The following is a 16471-nucleotide window of genomic DNA, read 5'->3' on the forward strand; positions in this document are numbered from 1 at the left end:
CAGTGCCAACTGGGCTTGGCGTTGATTTCATTGAGTTATTTTAGATGGCTGATGGTAACCGACAGCCCGGACCGGCAATTGAGTCCGGGCCTGCGGCAGAAATTGCCGCCCAGCTTGTGAAGCGGCAGCGCTTGCATTATTCCCTAGCCCACACATTCGGGGCCGCCATGCTGTTCAAGTCTGCTGATGAGTTCGTGAAGGCGCCACGCCGCGCCGTAACCGTGTTCGGCATGGCCGGCGTCGGCAAGACGCGGCTCAGCAACATGCTGCGCTCGAGCAACTGGTTTCACTATTCGGCCGATTACCGCATCGGCACGCGTTATATGGGCGAGTTCATCGTCGACAACTTCAAGGCCGAGGCCATGAAGGTGCCCTTCCTGCGCCAGCTGCTGCGCTCGGACTCGATCTATATCTCGTCCAACATCACCTTCGACAATCTGGATCCGCTGTCGACCTATCTCGGCACCCCCGGCAATCCGGACAAGGGCGGCCTGCCGCTAGGCGAATACCAGCGCCGGCAGGAGCAGCATCGCATTGCCGAGGTCGCGGCACTCAAGGACGTCACCCATTTCATCGAGCGCGCCAAGACGCTCTATGGCTATGACGATTTCATCGCCGATACCGGCGGCTCGCTGATCGAGGTGATCGATCCGACCGACCCGGAAGATCCGGTGGTCAAGGCGCTGGCCGCCTCCACGGCCCTGCTCTACATCCGCGGCACCGGCAAGGATGCGTCCGAATTGGTGCGCCGCTTCAAGCAGGCGCCCAAGCCGATGTATTATCGCCCGCCCTTCCTCGTCGAGAAATGGGCCCAGTACAAGCTGATCAACGGTATCGTCGAAGACTGCGACGTCGATCCGGCCGGCTTCGGCGCCTGGGGGTTCGAAGCGCTGCTGCATGACCGCCTGCCGCGCTACCAGGCGCTGGCCGACAATTTCGGCTATGTGGTGGAAGCATCGGACCTGGCGACGGTCCGGGATGGCGATGAATTTATCGATCTGATGGCTGCGGCAATCGAAAAGCGAATGCGCTAGCGCGCCCCTACGCGGGACGCGCCGCCTGAATCGCTTTTCCATCAAATCCTCTCAAGAGGCTGATATGCCTATTCGAATTCCCGACAACCTGCCCGCCCGCAAGACCCTCGAAGACGAGGGCGTCTATGTGATGGATTCAACCCGCGCCGCGCGGCAGGACATCCGTCCGCTCTCCATTGGCCTGCTCAACCTGATGCCCAACAAGGAGCGCACCGAAACCCAGTTCACCCGGCTGATCGGCTCGACGCCGCTTCAGGTAGAGCTGACGCTCGTGCGCATCACCGATCACCAGTCCAAGAACACCTCGGAAGACTATCTCAAGACCTTCTACAAGACCTGGGACCAGGTGAAGGAACACAAGTTCGACGGCTTCATCGTCACTGGGGCGCCTATCGCCAATATCCCCTTTGAGGAGGTGCGCTACTGGAACGAGATGGTCGAAATCATGGACTGGACGCAAACCAATGTGCACCATTCCATGTTCATCTGCTGGGGCGCGCAGGCGGCGCTGCACCATTTCCATGGCGCACAGCGCTACCGCATGGTCGACAAGGCCTTCGGCGTGTTCCGCCATCAGGTGGTCAACCCGCGCTCGCCCTATCTGCGCGGCTTTTCCGACAGCCCGATGATCCCGGTGTCGCGCTATAATGACATCGACCGCACGACCTTGGGCGCCGATCTCGAAGTGCTGATCGACAATGCGGAAATCGGCATTTCCATGCTGGGCGACGACAAGCACCGCGCCGTGCATTTCCTTAACCACCTCGAGTATGACAACCGCTCACTGGCCGACGAATATGAGCGCGACGTCAAAGCGGGGCTGGGCACGGCGCCGCCGGCCAATCTCTTCCCCAATGGCGACACCAGCGCCGTGCCGGAAAACCGCTGGCGCAGCCATGCGCATCTGCTGTTCCAGAACTGGATCAACGAGATTTACCAGACGACGCCGTACGAGATGAGCAAGATCGGTAGCGGCGAAGTCTGAACTGCTTGAACGCGCGGGACAAGTCCCTATCTTGGCCAGAGATAGAGAGACCCGCGCGTGCCCCAGCCTCCCACGACCATTGTCGACGAACTGGGCATAGCCCTTTCCAACCTGGCCGACGCCGCCACCGGCGCCTTTACGCCGACGCTGCGGCTCGGCGTCACCGGCCTTAGCCGCGCCGGCAAGACGATTTTCATCACCGCGCTGGTGCACAACCTTCTTACAGGCGGCCGCCTGCCCGGCTTTGCGCCGCTGACCGAGGGGCGGTTTATCGGCGCCAAGCTCGCCGAATATCCCGACGCTACTATCCCCCGTTTTGCCTATGAGCAGCACCTGGCGGCGCTGACCGGCAAGACGCCGTTCTGGCCGGAAAGCACGCGCCGGATCTCGCAGCTCCGGCTGGTGCTGAAGTTCCAGTCCAAGCATTGGTATGCGGGCATGACGGGACCTTCCACGGTCAATCTCGACATCGTCGACTATCCCGGCGAATGGCTGCTCGACCTGCCGCTGCTCGGCCTCAGCTTTGCCGAATGGAGCGCCGAGGCGCTGGACCGGGCCGACCGTCCAGATTCAGGCAAGGAGGCCGGACCCTTCCTCAAGCTGCTCGAAGAAATCGATCCGCTCAAGGATGCTAGGGACGTGGATGCCGAACGGCTGGCCACGGCCTTTACCGACTATCTGCGCCGCTCGCGCGAACATGGCGCGCTGTCGACCCTGCCCCCGGGCCGGTTCCTGCTGCCCGGTGATCTCGAAGGCTCGCCGGCGCTGACCTTTGCACCACTGCCGCCACAACGGCAGGCGGTGCGCGGCACCAGCCTCTATGCCATGCTGGAAGGCCGCTACGAGGCCTATAAGGACCAGGTGGTGCGGCCGTTCTTCCGCGAGCATTTCGCCCGGCTCGACCGCCAGATCGTGCTGGTCGATACGCTCCGCGCGCTGAATGCCGGGCCGACGGCAGTGGCCGATCTCGAAACCGCGCTGACCGCCGTGCTCGGCTGTTTCCGCCAGGGCGAGACCAATCCGCTGCTGCGGCCCTTCGTGCGCAAGATCGGCCGGATCCTGTTTGCGGCCACCAAGGCCGACCATGTGCATCACACCAGCCACGACAGGCTGGAGAGCATTCTCAATCGCCTGGTGTCCAATGCCAGCAAGCGGGCCCGCTTTGCCGGCGCCGAGACCAAGTCCATTGCGCTGGCCGGTATCCGCGCCACCCGCGAAGGCACGATCAGCGAAGGTGGAGAAACCCTGCCGACCATCATCGGCACGCCGATGGCCGGCGAGGTGCTGGATGGCGTGAGCTATGACGGCAGAACAGAAATCGCTTTATTTCCCGGGGACTTGCCGGAGCGGCCGGATTCACTGTTCGAGGACGGCAATCCTGTTGCGCTGAACTTCCTGCGCTTCACCCGGCCGCAAAAACTCGAGCTCAATGCCAGCGGCGATGTCGTGCTGCCGCATATCCGCTTCGACCGGGCGCTGGATTATCTGATCGGAGACTGGCTCGCATGAAACGCCCGATCGCCCGCCCCACCACCACCCTGACCGACGACACCGAGGCCTATCGCGCGCCGCGAGCCTTTGCGCCGGCCAATGTCGTGGTTGCCGAACCGCAATTCGATGCCGCCGAAGATGATGCCCTGATCGCGCCGACGCCGCGCCGCATGGGCTGGGTCGGACGTCTCGCCTGGACCACGGGTGGCGTTCTGGTCTCGGCCGGTCTCGGCCTTGCGGCAGACCGCCTGATCCGCGACCTGTTCGCCGCCAATGAATGGCTGGGCTGGCTGGGGCTGGGCGTGCTCGGCGCCTTCCTCGTCGCCGTACTGGCCCTGACCGCACGCGAAATTTTTGCGCTGCGCCGCCTGCGCGTGCTGGATGCGCTCAAGCGCGACGCCGCCTTGGCCACGGCTGAGAATGACGTACATCGCGCCAGGCGCGTGGTGGAACATCTGACCGGCATTTACGCGGCGCGGCCCGATCTGGCCCGCGCCCGGCAGAATGTCACCGACAGCCTGCAGCATCTCTTCGATGGCCACGAAACCGTAGCGCTGGCCGAACGCAGCCTGATGGCGCCGCTCGACGCCCGCGCCAAGAGCCTGACAGCCGCATCGGCCCGCCGCGTGGCATTGGTGACCGCCGTGTCACCGCGGGCGCTGGTGGACATCGCCTTCGTCATTTACGAAAGCATCCGCCTCGCCGGGGCCATTGCAGCGCTCTATGGCGCCCGTCCGGGCCTGCTCGGCTTCTTCCGGTTGACCGGTGCCGTCCTCGCCCATCTCGCCGTCACCGGCGGTCTGGTGCTGACCGATGGCGTGGTGGAACAACTGGTCGGCCAGGGCATCGCCGCAAAGCTCTCGGCCCGGCTGGGCGAAGGCGTGGTCAATGGCCTGATGACGGTGCGCGTCGGCATCGCCGCCATGCGCGTCGTCCGCCCCCTGCCCTTCGAAACCCAGAAACAGCCGATGGTGCGGGATTTCATTCCCGAACTCACCAAGCTGGCCGCCGATCCGAAATAGCTATTCAGCCGCCTGCATCAGCGGGCGATGCGCCACCTTGCCCTTGGGCTGCGGCTTGGCCTCGGGATGGGCCATGAAATAGCGCCCGCGCGCCTCGAGCACCCGCGGCCGGTTGTCGACCGCCCAGGCGCCGAGAATCTTCAGCGGCTTCTGCAGGTCATAACCCAGTTCAGTCAGCTCGTAGTCCACCCGCGGGGGAATCGATGGCGTGACCGTGCGGGTCACGAAGCCGTCCATCTCCAGCTCCCGCAAGGTCGCGGTCAGCACTTTCTGGCTGATGCCGCCGATCTGCTTCTTGATCTCGGAGAAGCGGAGCGGACCCCCGCTGAGCAGGTTGATGATCAGCACCGTCCACTTGCCGGCGATCTGATGGAGGATCTCGCCAACCGGCCTGCAGTCATTGTGGATATGGGGCTCAGCCGGTTTCATTTTTGTGCCTCGTGTTTCGAAAAAGTGCCGTCTTGCCGCAATTTAGCTGGTCACTCATATAGCGTCAGTTACCAACGGATACCACGGTTAGTTTTATGAAAAATGTCGTCGTCCTCGTCGCCAGCCCGAGCCCCAAGTCAGTCAATCGCAAGCTGGCAAACACGCTGGAAAAGCTGTCGGAGGGCAAGCTCAAGTTCGACTATCCCGACCTGTTCGCCCTGCCCTATTACGACGACCACCTGTGGGCCAATCCGCCCGCCGTCATTACCGACCTCAAGCGCCGTGTCGAGGCCGCCGATGCGGCGTTGATCGTGACCCCCGAATACAATCGCTCTTTCCCCGGTGTGCTCAAGAACGCGCTCGACTGGGCCTCGCGCCCCTATGCGCAGAGCTCATGGATGGACAAGCCGACCGCTCTGGTCGGGGCGACGCCGGGCGCCACCGGCACCGCAGCCGGCCAAGGCCATCTGCGCTCGGTCCTGCCGGTCTATGGCATGCTGGTGATGGGTCAGCCGGAAGTCTATTTCAACATGAAGCCGGGCCTGATCACCGATGAGCTCGAGATCACCGACGAAACGACCTTTGCTTTCCTCAATGGCTGGGTGCAGAAATTCAGCGCCTTCATCGAGCGCCATGGCGTCGACAAGGCCGAGGCCATCGCTGCCGAATAGGCTCAGGCGTCCTTGGAGGCGCTGGCGGCCAGCGTCAGCTTGAGGCCGTCGAGTGCGTCGCTGCAGAGGATCTGGCAGGAGAGGCGCGAGTTCGACTTCACGTCACCGACAGAGTCGAGCATGTCCTCTTCCTCGTCGCTCGGCGCGCCGACCGCGTCGAGCCAGTCCTTGTCGACATAGACATGGCAGGTGGCGCAGCTCATGGCGCCACCGCATTCGGCCTTGATGTCGAGGCCCCAGTCGCGGATCACTTCCATCACGCGCCAGCCTTCGAGGCCTTCAAGGGCGTGGTTTTCACCCGCCTGGTCGGTGACGTGAATGATCATGGGCGTATCCTCAACAACGGGGCGTCCATACCCCGCCGAGGCCCTTCCCGCAAGGGAAGAGCCCTTAGTTCTATGGTCTAGGCGACGCCCAGCTTCTTCTGCAGCTTGGTCGAGCTGGTGGTGTATTGGAACACCACGCGCTCGCCGGGGGAGACGATCGCCTTGGCGGCCTGGGCCATCAGGGCGGCCTCGTGGAAGCCCGAGAGGATCAGCTTGAGCTTGCCCGGATACCAGTTGATGTCGCCGATGGCGAAAATGCCGGGCACCGAAGTCTCGAAGCGCTCGGTATCGACCTTGATGGTGTTGTCATTGAGCTCGAGGCCCCAGTCGGCCACCGGACCGAGCTTCATGGTCAGGCCGAAGAAAGGCAACAGGCGCGTGGCCGGCACCGACAGGTCGCCGGCATCGGTGGTCAGGTGCACATGGTTGATCTGGCCGTTTTCGCCGTCGAGCTTGCCGATCTGGCCGAGGAGGAAGTTGATCTTCCCCTCCATGACCATTTCCTTCATCTTGTTGACCGAGGCCGGCGCCGCCTTGAAGGCGTCGCGGCGGTGCACCAGGGTCAGCGAGCGGGCGATGGGCTGCAGGTTCAGCGTCCAGTCGAGCGCCGAGTCGCCACCGCCGACGATGACCACGTCCTGGTCGCGGAAGTCGTCCATCTTGCGCACGGCATAGAAAACCGACTTGTTTTCAAAGGCTTCAATATTCTCAACCGGCGGGCGCTTGGGCTGGAACGAGCCACCGCCGGCCGCAATCACCACCACCTTGGTGTGGAAGATTTCGTCGGCATCGGTTTCAAGCTTGAACGAGCCGTCGGCCTGCTTCTGAATCGAATTGACCATGCGGTTGAAGTGGAATTCCGGCGCAAACGGCGCGATCTGCGCCATCAGATTGTCGGTCAGCTGCTGGCCGGTGACCACCGGGAAGCCGGGAATGTCATAGATCGGCTTTTCCGGATAAAGCTCGGCGCACTGCCCGCCGGGGCGATCCAGGATGTCGATGAAATGGCATTTGAGATCGAGCAATCCGAGTTCGAATGCGGCGAACAGCCCGCAGGGGCCGGCGCCGATGACAACGACATCGGTGGTGATTTCAGTGCTCATCTTGTCTCAAGTCCGGTTGCCGGAGGGTCAAGGCCTCCGGGTTAATATGATAGGCGCGATCCACTTAGCTCAGTGGACGCGACGAAGGAAGGGGCGCGTGCCGACGGGGACTTCTGTCACCCCGACCGGCTGGTAGAACAGGGCGACTTCGGGCAGGCGGTTCTCGACCAGTGCCTGGCGGGTCGGTTCGTGAGTGACTACGAAAGCGTTGAAGCCGCAGCGGCGCATCAGCGGGATCTGGTCCTGCAACACGTCACCAATGGCCCTGATCTCGTTAGCGTACTGGTAACGTTCAGCGAGCAGACGTGCGGTGGAATAGCCGCGGCCATCGGAAAAGGCCGGGAACTTGATAGCCACCGAGGCAAAGCGGGCCAAATCGCCTTCGACCTGTTCGACATTGTCGCCGGGAACGATCAGCAGGCCCAGCGGATGCTGGCTGGCGAGGAATTCATCGCGATGTTCGAGGAAGACCGGCAGCGGCACATGCTTGTAGCTGGCCGTGGCGGGCGTGCTCTCTTCGGTCCACTCGTGGAACGGGTCGGCGATGAAGGCGCCATCCTTCCAGAGGGTATGTCGGTTGGCAGCTTGCATAGGAGAGGCGATCGCTCCGCTGAAATCGTAATGGATGCCGCACTCTTTTTTATTGAGGCCGCGCCAGCGTCCGGCGCGCGGATCCTCGCCCTCGGCAACCACCGAGGTGCAGGGCGCGCAACCGATCGACTTATAGCCCTTAGCGAACAGCGGATGCTCGGGCAAGCCGTGGTCGATCTTGTATTGGTTGACGTCGACATCGTTGAAATAGGCCAGCGGATTGACCTTGATGCGATCGTCACTGGTCAGCTCGAAATGCGGCAACACGCCGCGTTCCTTCGTCTGGAAGCGCTTCCGGCCCGTGACCCAGCCGCCATATTGCTCGGTGATCGGCTCAAGCGGCTCGGTCTTACGGATATGGCAGCAGCTATCGGGATCGGTTTCCCACAGCGTGCCGGTCGGATCGAAGCGCTTCACATCCTCGGAATTAGGATGGATCGCGTGCACATTGATCAGGCCGAGGTGCTTTTTGAGGGTCTCGACATAGTCCAGCGTCTCGGCGAAATGCTTGCCGGTTTCGAGGAAATACACCGGCATGCTCGGATCGACCTGCGCCACGATATGCAGCAGCACGGCCGAGTCAGCGCCGAAGGACGAGACGATGGCCAGATCGCCCGGCAGCACGTCACTCACCGCATAGCGCAGCACGCCAACGGCATCCATTTCGTCGAACATGCCATTGAGGGCCAGGATGCCCAGCGCGCGCAGCTTGTCATGCGCAGCCTGGGCAGGCGCCAGTTTAGGCATTGCCATAGAGGGCCTCCTTGAACGGGGCTTCGCCGAGGCGGCGATAGGCCTCAATGAAGCTTTCGTCCTTGCTGGTGCGCTGGGCGATATAGGTATCCACCAACGTCTCGATGGCGCCGGGGACGTTTTCGGCTTCAAAGCCCGGGCCGATGATCTTGCCCACCGAAGCATGCTCGGTGGCGTCGCCGCCCAGGGTGATCTGATAGAGCTCGCCGCCCTTCTTCTCGACGCCGAGAATGCCAATGTGGCCCACGTGATGATGGCCGCAGGCATTGATGCAGCCGGAAATCTTGATCTTGAGATCGCCGATTTCGGCCTGGCGGGTCGGCTCGGCGAACTTGCGCGAAATTTCCTGCGCGATCGGGATCGAACGGGCATTGGCCAGGGCGCAGAAGTCGAGGCCGGGGCAGCAGATCATGTCGGTGATCAAACCCGTATTGCCCTCGGCAAAGCCGGTGGCGACCAGTGCCTCATAGACCGCGCGGAGATCGGCAATGGCGACATGAGGCAGCACCAGATTCTGCTCATGGGTCACGCGGAGTTCGTCAAAGCCATAGCGCTCGGCGATATCGGCAATGTCGTCCATCTGCTTGTCGGTCGCATCGCCCGGTGCGCCGCCGACTGGCTTGAGCGAAATCGTCACCGAGGCGTAGCCCGGCTCGCGGTGCGAATTGATATTGTGGTCGAGCCAGCGGCCATAGGCCGGGTCGATGATCGACTCGTAAGCGACATCGATTTTCGTCGCCTTCTGCGCCTTGAACTGAGGCGGCGCGAAATAGGCGGTGATGCGGTCTACTTCCTCGGATGGCAGGGTGAGAACGCCACCGCGCACTTCGGCAAATTCCGCCTCGACCTGGCCCTTGATGGTCTCAAGGCCTTCTTCATGGACCAGAATTTTGATGCGCGCCTTGTACTTGTTGTCCCGGCGGCCATAGCGGTTGTAAACGCGCATGATCGACTCGAGATAGGCCAGCAGATGCTCATTGGGCACGAAGCTATTGATCAGCTTGCCGATCATCGGCGTCCGGCCAAGGCCACCGCCAACCCAGACTTCCCAGCCGATATCGCCGGCCGCATTGGTCGCGGCCTGCAGGCCAATATCGTGGAAGCGGATGGCGGCGCGGTCATTCGGCGCACCGGTGACTGCAATCTTGAACTTGCGCGGCAGGTAGCTGAACTCGGGATGGAGGCTCGACCACTGGCGCAGGATTTCAGCGATCGGACGCGGGTCGATGATCTCGTCGGCGGCAGCGCCGGCAAAATGATCGGCAGTAACATTGCGGATGCAATTGCCCGAGGTCTGGATGGCATGCATTTCAACCGATGCCAGCTCTTCGAGGATCACCGGGATGTCCTTGAGCTTGGGCCAGTTGAACTGAATGTTCTGCCGCGTGGTGAAGTGGCCATAGCCGCGGTCATAGGTGCGGGCGATATGGGCAAACATCCGCATCTGTCTGGCCGACAGCGTGCCATAGGGCACGGCAATGCGCAGCATATAGGCATGCAGCTGCAGGTAGAGCCCGTTCATCAGGCGGAGCGGTCGGAACTGGTCCTCGCTCAACTCGCCCGACAGGCGGCGCTTCACCTGATCGGAAAACTGCGCGGTGCGGCCTGCAACGAAAGCCGCGTCGAATTCATCATATCGATACATGACCGTCCTCACCCAGATGCTGGCGGTCGTAAATCTCGCCCTTGATTGTCAGTGGAGCCGTCGGCCCGTTGGCGCGAATGCGTTCGCGCAAGCGCTTGGGGGTGATCACCCCGGCCTCCAGCGTCACTTCCTCGATCTCGAGGCTGATGACGCGGCCGGTGCCCTTGGTCGCGACCAAAGCGGCATCACGCTCGGCTGCCTCTTCCTTGGCGAACAGGCGCGCCGCCTGCAGGTCTTCGACCCAGCCTCCCTTTGCGTCGAGATAAACCGTCCCGCCGGACGTCAGTTCATTGCCAGTCAGAATTTCCATGCTGCTACGCTACCTTGAAGCTCATGCCGGCGAGCTGGGCGGCATTCGCCCAGTCTCCGGCCTCAACGGCTTCGCCTACGAGGATGATTGCGGGACCTTCACTGAACGCAACCTGACCGGCGGCCAAGGCTGATAGCGTGCCCGAATAGGTGGATTTGTCGGCCCGGCCAGCATTGACCACAATGCCGACGGGCAGGTCTGCCCGGGCGCCATGCGCGATCAGCCGTGCGGCGACATCTGACGCTATGGACTTGCCCATGTAGAGCGCCAGCGTCAGGCCGGACTGCGCCAGCGCGGCCCAATGGCTGAGGTCGCTGTCATCGGCACCATGGGCGGTGGCCATGATGAAGCCGCTCGACACTTTGCGCAGTGTGACCGGCGTTGCCGTATCGGCAGCAGCGGCCAGAGCGGCGCTGATGCCCGGTACGACCTGATAGGCCAAGCCGGCCTTGCGCAGGGCGGCGATTTCCTCGCCGGCACGACCGAAGACCATCGGATCGCCGGACTTGAGACGGGCGACGCGCTTGCCCTGCCCGGCCAGCCGCACGATCAGCGTATTGATCTGCGCCTGCGAAAAGCTGTGGTGGCCCTTGGCCTTGCCAACAAGGATGCGCTCCGCATCGCGACGGCCCATGTCGACCACGACCGTGGGCACCAGCTGGTCATGCACGATGACATCAGCCTCCTGCAGCAGCCGCTGGGCGCGCAGGGTGAGAAGGTCTTCCGAGCCGGGACCGGCGCCGATCAGCCAGACCACGCCTTGGCTTTCGCCAGTGACGTGCTGGTGCAGCAAGTCGGTTGCAGCGGCAAGCCCCTGCCCGGCCTGTTCGGCGGCCTCGATCTGTGGCGAGGAGACCAGCGCCTCATAGAAGCGACGGCGGGCCGCGCCATCGTGAATCAGGCTCTCAGTGGTTTTCCGTAACTGCCCGGCCAGCCTGGCGATTTTGCCAATGCCCGGCGACAGCATGGCTTCGATCCGGGCGCGGACGAGACGGGCCAGCACGGGCGCATCACCCTCGGTGGAAATGGCAATCGTCAGCGGCGCACGATCGACGATGGAGGGCGTGTAGAAATCGCACTCTGCAGGAACGTCGACGACATTGAGCGGAATGCCACGGGCGCGCGCTTCGGCCTTGGCTAGTTCGGCGTCATCGCTCTCTTCGGCCACGAAGACCAGAGCGGCATTGTCGAGGTCGGCAGCGCCGAAAGCACGCTCGTTCAACTCGACTTCGAAGGCATTGAAGAGGGGTTCGATATGCCGCGCAATAATCACGACCTGGGCGGTAGTCTTAGTAACCAATCGGACCTTGTTGAGGGCTTCTTCTCCACCGCCGATGATGACGATGCGCTGACCCTGTACTTTGTAGCTCAACGGAAATGTGTTGAGTTGACCCATTGGAACCCTGGTGATGGACGGTTGGAAAATAGTCCATACCGGCCTGTTGCTACAAGGCGTTGAAATTCAATCGCTTTTATATTCCCCTTGCGGGGCTGCGCTTGGAAAGCCCGAAGCGTTCCAGGGTAAAAGCCGCTAAATGAATCTTAGTGGGTCAAGCGCGGAGCAAATTTTGCTCGCAAGCCGGCCTAGCCCTGCCGGCTCGGAACGTGGACAACCAGGCCATCCAGCGCATCCTTGACCTTGATCTGGCAGCTCAGCCGGCTCTTGGCGGTGACGTCGAAGGCAAAATCCAGCATGTCTTCTTCCATGTTGGACGGGCCGCCGACCACTTCGGTCCAGGCGTCGTCGACATAGACATGGCAGGTGGCGCAGGTGCAGGCGCCGCCGCATTCGGCGATGATGCCGGGAATGCCGTTCATGATGGCGGTTTCCATCACGGTGGAGCCGTTCTGCGCTTCGGTTTCGACGCGTTCGCCGTCCTGCTGGACGAAGGTGATCTTGGTCATGGGTCTCGGGCTTGCTGTGTGAGACGGATATAGGCGATGGACGCGCCGGACGAAAGGGCTAGAGCCCCAGCAGGCCTTCGAGATAATGCCGCTCGATCCCGAACATCGCCTTCACATCTTCGATCTGCTTGAGCACCGCTTCGCGGTCGCGCCCGGCCCGGGCGTCCTTTTCGGCGACGATCAGGTTGTTCTTGGGCGTATGCGCGTCGGAGACGAATTCGAACACCTTGGTCTTGTAGCCATTGAGCTCCAGCAGCAGCGCGCGCAGCGTGTCGGTGACCATTTCGGCCTGGCGCTCAAGGAAAATGCCGTGGCGCAGCAGCACGTCAAGCTGGGTGGCCGGCTTGCCCGCCTCCATCTGGCGGCGGATCTGCTTGTGGCAGCAGGGGGCGACGGCGATCAGCGATGCACCGGCAGTGATGCCCTTGAAGATCGCGTCGTCGGTGGCCGTGTCGCAGGCATGCAGCGCGATGACCGCATCGGCGCCGCTGGCGTCATAATCGATGATGGTGCCGGGCACGAAGCTGAGGCCGTCAAAGCCTGACGCAGATGCGGTGGCATTGCCGTCGTTGACCAGCCCGTCGCGCATTTCGACGCCGATCACCTCGGCCGCCTTGCCGGTGGTGGAGAGATAATCGTAGAGCGCGAAATCGAGATAGCCCTTGCCGGCGCCCATATCGACAATGCGTGGCTTTTCGGAGCTGATGGCTTGAATCAATGGCGCGAAAATCTCGACCATCTTGTTGATTTGCCTGAACTTGTCCTGCGCATCATTGCGCACGACGCCGTCCTTGCCGGTGATCCCCAGGGCATAGAGATACGGCTTATTGGTCTCGGCGAGCGGGCGGTTCTTGGCGCGGTTATGCTCGGTCGAAACCGCCGTGCGGCCTTCGACTTCGGTCCGCTTGATCCGCACCTTGTCGCCATTGCGCTCGAAGCTCATGTCGAACTCGGTCGTGCTGAGCTGCGCCGAGCGGAACTCGTCCTTCAGCGCGATGCGCAGATTGCCCATGGCCTCGGGCTGGATCTGGTTCTTGATGATGTCGCGCGTCTTGTAGTGGAAGGTGAAGCTGAACTTGTCGCCGCCCTTGACCACGATCTTCTTGACGTCGATCGACTTGAGATCGGGCTCGGCGCCGTGATAGCCGCCGAGCTTGAGCTTGACGAGCGTATTGGCGACGAAGGCCGTCTTAACGGCAGCTAGGAATTCCTCGATGCGCTCGGTGCTCAATGCCGTTCCTTCGTGGTGAGGAAGGCGATCTTGGGGAAATCCTGCTTGGCGCGATCGGCCCACCAGGCGTTCTGCGCCAGGAACACTGGCGCGCCGGTGCGATCCTCGGCCATATTCATCTTCTGCGCGGTGATAAAGCGATCGAGCTCCTTGGGATCCTCGCTCTCAACCCAGCGCGCCACTTCGTAGTTGAGGCTCTCGAAGGTGATAGGCACGCCATATTCCTTGGCGACGCGCGAAGACAGCACTTCGAGCTGCAGCGCCCCGACCACGCCGACGATCCAGTCGGCGCCGACCATGCGGCGGAACACCTGGGTGACGCCTTCTTCGGAGAGGTCAGACAGCGCCTTGGCCATCTGCTTGGTCTTCATGTGATCGGTGAGGCGGACGCGGCGGATGATTTCCGGGGCGAAATTGGGAATGCCCGTGACGTTGATCGTCGCGCCCTCGGTCAGCGTATCGCCCACCGACAGCGTGCCATGATTGGGAATGCCGACGATGTCGCCAGCCACGGCCTGTTCGGCCAGCTCGCGATCATTGCCGAAGAAGAACATCGGATTGGAAACGGCCATGTCCTTGCCGGAGCGCACATTCTTGAGCCGCATGCCGCGGGTGAACGTGCCCGAGCAGAGGCGAACGAAGGCGATGCGATCGCGGTGATTGGCGTCCATATTCGCCTGCACCTTGAAGACGAAGCCAGTGACCTTCTTGTCATTGGGGTCGATGGGTGCAGGGATGGCCGGCTGCGGCCGCGGCTCTGGGCCCCATTCGCCCAGGGTACGCAGCAGTTCGGCCACGCCGATGCCCTTGAGCGCCGAACCGAACAGCACGGGGCTGAGATGGCCGGCATGGAAGGTCTCGAGATCGAAGGGCGGCAGCATAGTGGTGGCCATTTCCAGCGTCTCGAGCGCCGTCATGAACACCGGGTCTTCGATCAGCGTGTCATTGTCGAGCAGGTCCTCAATCGCATCATAATCGGCAATCGGCTTGCCCTGCGGGCTGACGACGCGCTTTTCCAGCAGATCGAGATAGCCATGGAAGTCGACGCCCTGCCCGATCGGCCAGAGCACGGGGGTGAGGTCGAGCGCCAGCTTGCCTTGGATTTCGTCGATCAGGTCGAGCGGGCTGAGGCCCTCGCGGTCCACCTTGTTGATGAAGGTGATGATCGGAATGTCGCGCAGGCGGCAGACTTCGAACAGTTTCAGCGTCTGACTTTCAATGCCCTTGGCGGCATCGATCACCATGATAGCGGCGTCGACGGCGGTCAGCGTGCGATAGGTATCCTCGGAAAAGTCCGAGTGGCCAGGTGTATCAAGCAGGTTGAGCGTCAGCCCGTCATAATCGAAGGTCATCACCGACGAGGTGATGGAAATGCCGCGCTGCTGCTCCATCTCCATCCAGTCCGAACGGGTCGAGCGCGTGCCGGCCTTGCCGCGCACGGCGCCGGCCGACTGGATCGCGCCGGCAGCCGCCAGCAAGCGCTCGGTCAGCGTGGTCTTGCCGGCGTCAGGGTGCGAGATGATCGCAAAGGTACGGCGGGTGCGATAGGGCTCGCTGGATAGGGCGCGGGACGGGCTCTGCGCCACCTGTGTCGACATGCTCATGGAAACTGCTTGGCCTTCGGTCGGCGGCGCCCCAGAGCGCGCGGATCACGGTCACAAATATGGGCGCTCTATAAGGCCAAGCAAGGCGGGGGTCAAACGCTGCCATAATTCTTGTGGCGCGCCGGCACGAAGTTCCCAGCGATACAGGGTTCGGCCCCAATCCATGGCACCGTCATATGCGACTGGAGGACCTCATATGACCGACATGCGCCGCCACAGCTGGCTTGCCGAACTCAAGATCGAGGGGCTGTTTCACGGCAAGCCGCAGCGCTTCCTGGAATGGCGATCCGTCATCGCCGATATCGTCGGCGCGCCGGTACACTATGTTTCGGTGCAGCACCCCTTCGACATTCCCACGACCATCCCCGCCCCGCCTTTGACGCTGGAATTCATCGAGGCAAGGGTGACAGACCAAGCTTGGCTCGCCCAGATGCCCCCGGGTTTTCGCCACGGCATCTGGGATGAGACGCCGGAAGAGCCGCTGTGGATCCTGCTGCTGGCATCGCTGCCTGGCGCGACATTCTACGCACGGCACGCTGCTGCGATATCCCAGCGTCTGGATGAGATCGACGAAATGGTTCACCACGTGGGCAAGGGATGGGTAACCGAACGTCACGAGATCATCCGGCAAAGCTTTGCCGAGCAGGCCAGGACAGGACGCGATATGACGATGTCGGGAGGCTACGAACCCACCGGCTGGTGGACGCCAAAACTGCCCTAAGCCGCGTCACCACTCAGCATGCGGGTGATGAAGCTGCGGCATTCCTCTACCGCGATGCCGAGGTCGGCGATGCGCTCGACGGTCAGGGGACGGCCGGCCTGCAGTTCGGTCTCGCAGGCCTTGGCCAGGTCGGCAATGGTCCAGGCGCCGACGCCTGAGGCGGCGCCTTTGATGGAATGCAGGTTCAGCGCCAGGTCGTCATAGCTCTCGGCCTGCTGCAACCGGCTGAAATAGGTTTTGGCCGTGGTGTCGAACAGGCGGAGGATTTCGAGCTCGAGATTCTCGTCGCCGAGGCATTGCTTGGCCAGATGCACCAGATCGATCGGTCGCATGGCGCGGATAAAGGGCGCCGGCTGGGCCTGCTTGGCACTGACTGCTGACGATGCCATCGGACCGGCTCCTTGCGCGCAAGTGGTGCCCTGCCCCGACAAATCTGGGCATTACCACCCTGTTAGCCTAAAGCGTCCTGGTGAACAGCTGATTAAGCCACATCTTCGCCTTGGTTGGTGGATTGAGGTGGCGCCGCGGTCTTCCCCAAAAAATTAACCTTTGGGTAAGATAGCGCTCGGTTTGCGTAAAATTGAATGTATTAATGAGCTTTGAACCAGCACGCGGCGGCGGAGGTTGGGGGAATGATGCGGGGCATTTGC

At 62.3% G+C, this 16471-nt stretch carries 17 protein-coding genes; 6 read left to right on the forward strand and 11 right to left on the reverse strand.

The genetic code is table 11. From position 1 onward, the window contains the following. Window positions 1–167 precede the first annotated feature (167 nt). The 4 genes from BM045_RS07125 (at window position 168) to BM045_RS07140 (ending at window position 4532) form a co-directional block, all read left to right on the forward strand. Window positions 168–1034 carry an ATPase gene (locus BM045_RS07125; protein ID WP_092181467.1) on the forward strand — a complete coding sequence of 289 codons (867 nt, stop codon included), beginning with the start codon at window positions 168–170 and terminating at the stop codon, window positions 1032–1034. Between the two features lie 64 nt (window positions 1035–1098). Next, window positions 1099–2019, forward strand: coding sequence for a homoserine O-succinyltransferase (gene metA, locus BM045_RS07130; protein WP_092181470.1), 921 nt, complete (start codon window positions 1099–1101; stop codon window positions 2017–2019). Window positions 2020–2076: 57 nt separating this feature from the next. Next, window positions 2077–3528 (forward strand): YcjX family GTP-binding protein, encoded by a 1452-nt coding sequence (locus tag BM045_RS07135; RefSeq protein ID WP_092181473.1) that lies wholly within the window; start codon window positions 2077–2079, stop codon window positions 3526–3528. Then, entirely contained in the window at window positions 3525–4532 is a 1008-nt protein-coding gene (locus BM045_RS07140) for a YcjF family protein (RefSeq protein WP_092181475.1), read from the forward strand. Before BM045_RS07135 ends, BM045_RS07140 begins: the two co-directional genes overlap by 4 nt. Here the strand turns inward: BM045_RS07140 and BM045_RS07145 are convergent, their stop codons facing one another. After that, window positions 4533–4961: a winged helix-turn-helix transcriptional regulator gene (locus BM045_RS07145; RefSeq protein WP_092181477.1), complete on the reverse strand. Its 429-nt coding sequence runs from the start codon at window positions 4959–4961 to the stop codon at window positions 4533–4535. Between the two features lie 95 nt (window positions 4962–5056). Here BM045_RS07145 and BM045_RS07150 point away from each other — a divergent pair, with 95 nt between their 5' ends. Next, the gene (locus BM045_RS07150) at window positions 5057–5632 is read left to right on the forward strand and encodes an NADPH-dependent FMN reductase (protein ID WP_092181479.1); all 576 of its coding nucleotides are present in this window, start codon (window positions 5057–5059) and stop codon (window positions 5630–5632) included. A gap of 2 nt (window positions 5633–5634) precedes the next feature. Here the strand turns inward: BM045_RS07150 and BM045_RS07155 are convergent, their stop codons facing one another. The 9 genes from BM045_RS07155 to BM045_RS07195 form a co-directional block, all read right to left on the reverse strand. Then, window positions 5635–5958: a 2Fe-2S iron-sulfur cluster-binding protein gene (locus tag BM045_RS07155; RefSeq protein ID WP_092181482.1), complete on the reverse strand. Its 324-nt coding sequence runs from the start codon at window positions 5956–5958 to the stop codon at window positions 5635–5637. 77 nt (window positions 5959–6035) lie between these two features. Next, complete coding sequence (locus tag BM045_RS07160) at window positions 6036–7061, reverse strand: NAD(P)/FAD-dependent oxidoreductase (RefSeq protein ID WP_092181485.1); 1026 nt, start codon at window positions 7059–7061, stop codon at window positions 6036–6038. Window positions 7062–7130: 69 nt separating this feature from the next. Continuing rightward, the gene (locus BM045_RS19065) at window positions 7131–8405 is read right to left on the reverse strand and encodes a phosphoadenylyl-sulfate reductase (protein WP_139198739.1); all 1275 of its coding nucleotides are present in this window, start codon (window positions 8403–8405) and stop codon (window positions 7131–7133) included. Further along, entirely contained in the window at window positions 8392–10050 is a 1659-nt protein-coding gene (locus tag BM045_RS07170) for a nitrite/sulfite reductase (RefSeq protein ID WP_092181490.1), read from the reverse strand. The genes BM045_RS19065 and BM045_RS07170 overlap by 14 nt, the downstream gene beginning before the upstream one ends. Then, window positions 10037–10360, reverse strand: coding sequence for a DUF2849 domain-containing protein (locus BM045_RS07175; RefSeq protein WP_092181492.1), 324 nt, complete (start codon window positions 10358–10360; stop codon window positions 10037–10039). The genes BM045_RS07170 and BM045_RS07175 overlap by 14 nt, the downstream gene beginning before the upstream one ends. A gap of 4 nt (window positions 10361–10364) precedes the next feature. Continuing rightward, window positions 10365–11732: a siroheme synthase CysG gene (cysG, locus tag BM045_RS07180; RefSeq protein ID WP_244522918.1), complete on the reverse strand. Its 1368-nt coding sequence runs from the start codon at window positions 11730–11732 to the stop codon at window positions 10365–10367. A gap of 212 nt (window positions 11733–11944) precedes the next feature. Beyond that, window positions 11945–12265 (reverse strand): 2Fe-2S iron-sulfur cluster-binding protein, encoded by a 321-nt coding sequence (locus tag BM045_RS07185; RefSeq protein WP_092181498.1) that lies wholly within the window; start codon window positions 12263–12265, stop codon window positions 11945–11947. Between the two features lie 58 nt (window positions 12266–12323). Beyond that, window positions 12324–13496, reverse strand: a complete 1173-nt coding sequence (locus tag BM045_RS07190; protein ID WP_092181500.1) for a class I SAM-dependent methyltransferase — start codon at window positions 13494–13496, stop codon at window positions 12324–12326. Then, entirely contained in the window at window positions 13493–15100 is a 1608-nt protein-coding gene (locus tag BM045_RS07195) for a peptide chain release factor 3 (RefSeq protein ID WP_092181503.1), read from the reverse strand. The genes BM045_RS07190 and BM045_RS07195 overlap by 4 nt, the downstream gene beginning before the upstream one ends. Before the next feature lie 196 nt (window positions 15101–15296). Here BM045_RS07195 and BM045_RS07200 point away from each other — a divergent pair, with 196 nt between their 5' ends. Continuing rightward, window positions 15297–15821, forward strand: a complete 525-nt coding sequence (locus BM045_RS07200) for a hypothetical protein (RefSeq protein WP_092181506.1) — start codon at window positions 15297–15299, stop codon at window positions 15819–15821. Here BM045_RS07200 and BM045_RS07205 read toward each other — a convergent pair. Further along, entirely contained in the window at window positions 15818–16210 is a 393-nt protein-coding gene (locus tag BM045_RS07205) for an Hpt domain-containing protein (protein ID WP_092181509.1), read from the reverse strand. The genes BM045_RS07200 and BM045_RS07205 overlap by 4 nt on opposite strands. Between the last annotated feature and the right edge of the window lie 261 nt (window positions 16211–16471).

The organism is Devosia sp. YR412, from assembly GCF_900110945.1.
GTDB lineage: Bacteria > Pseudomonadota > Alphaproteobacteria > Rhizobiales > Devosiaceae > Devosia.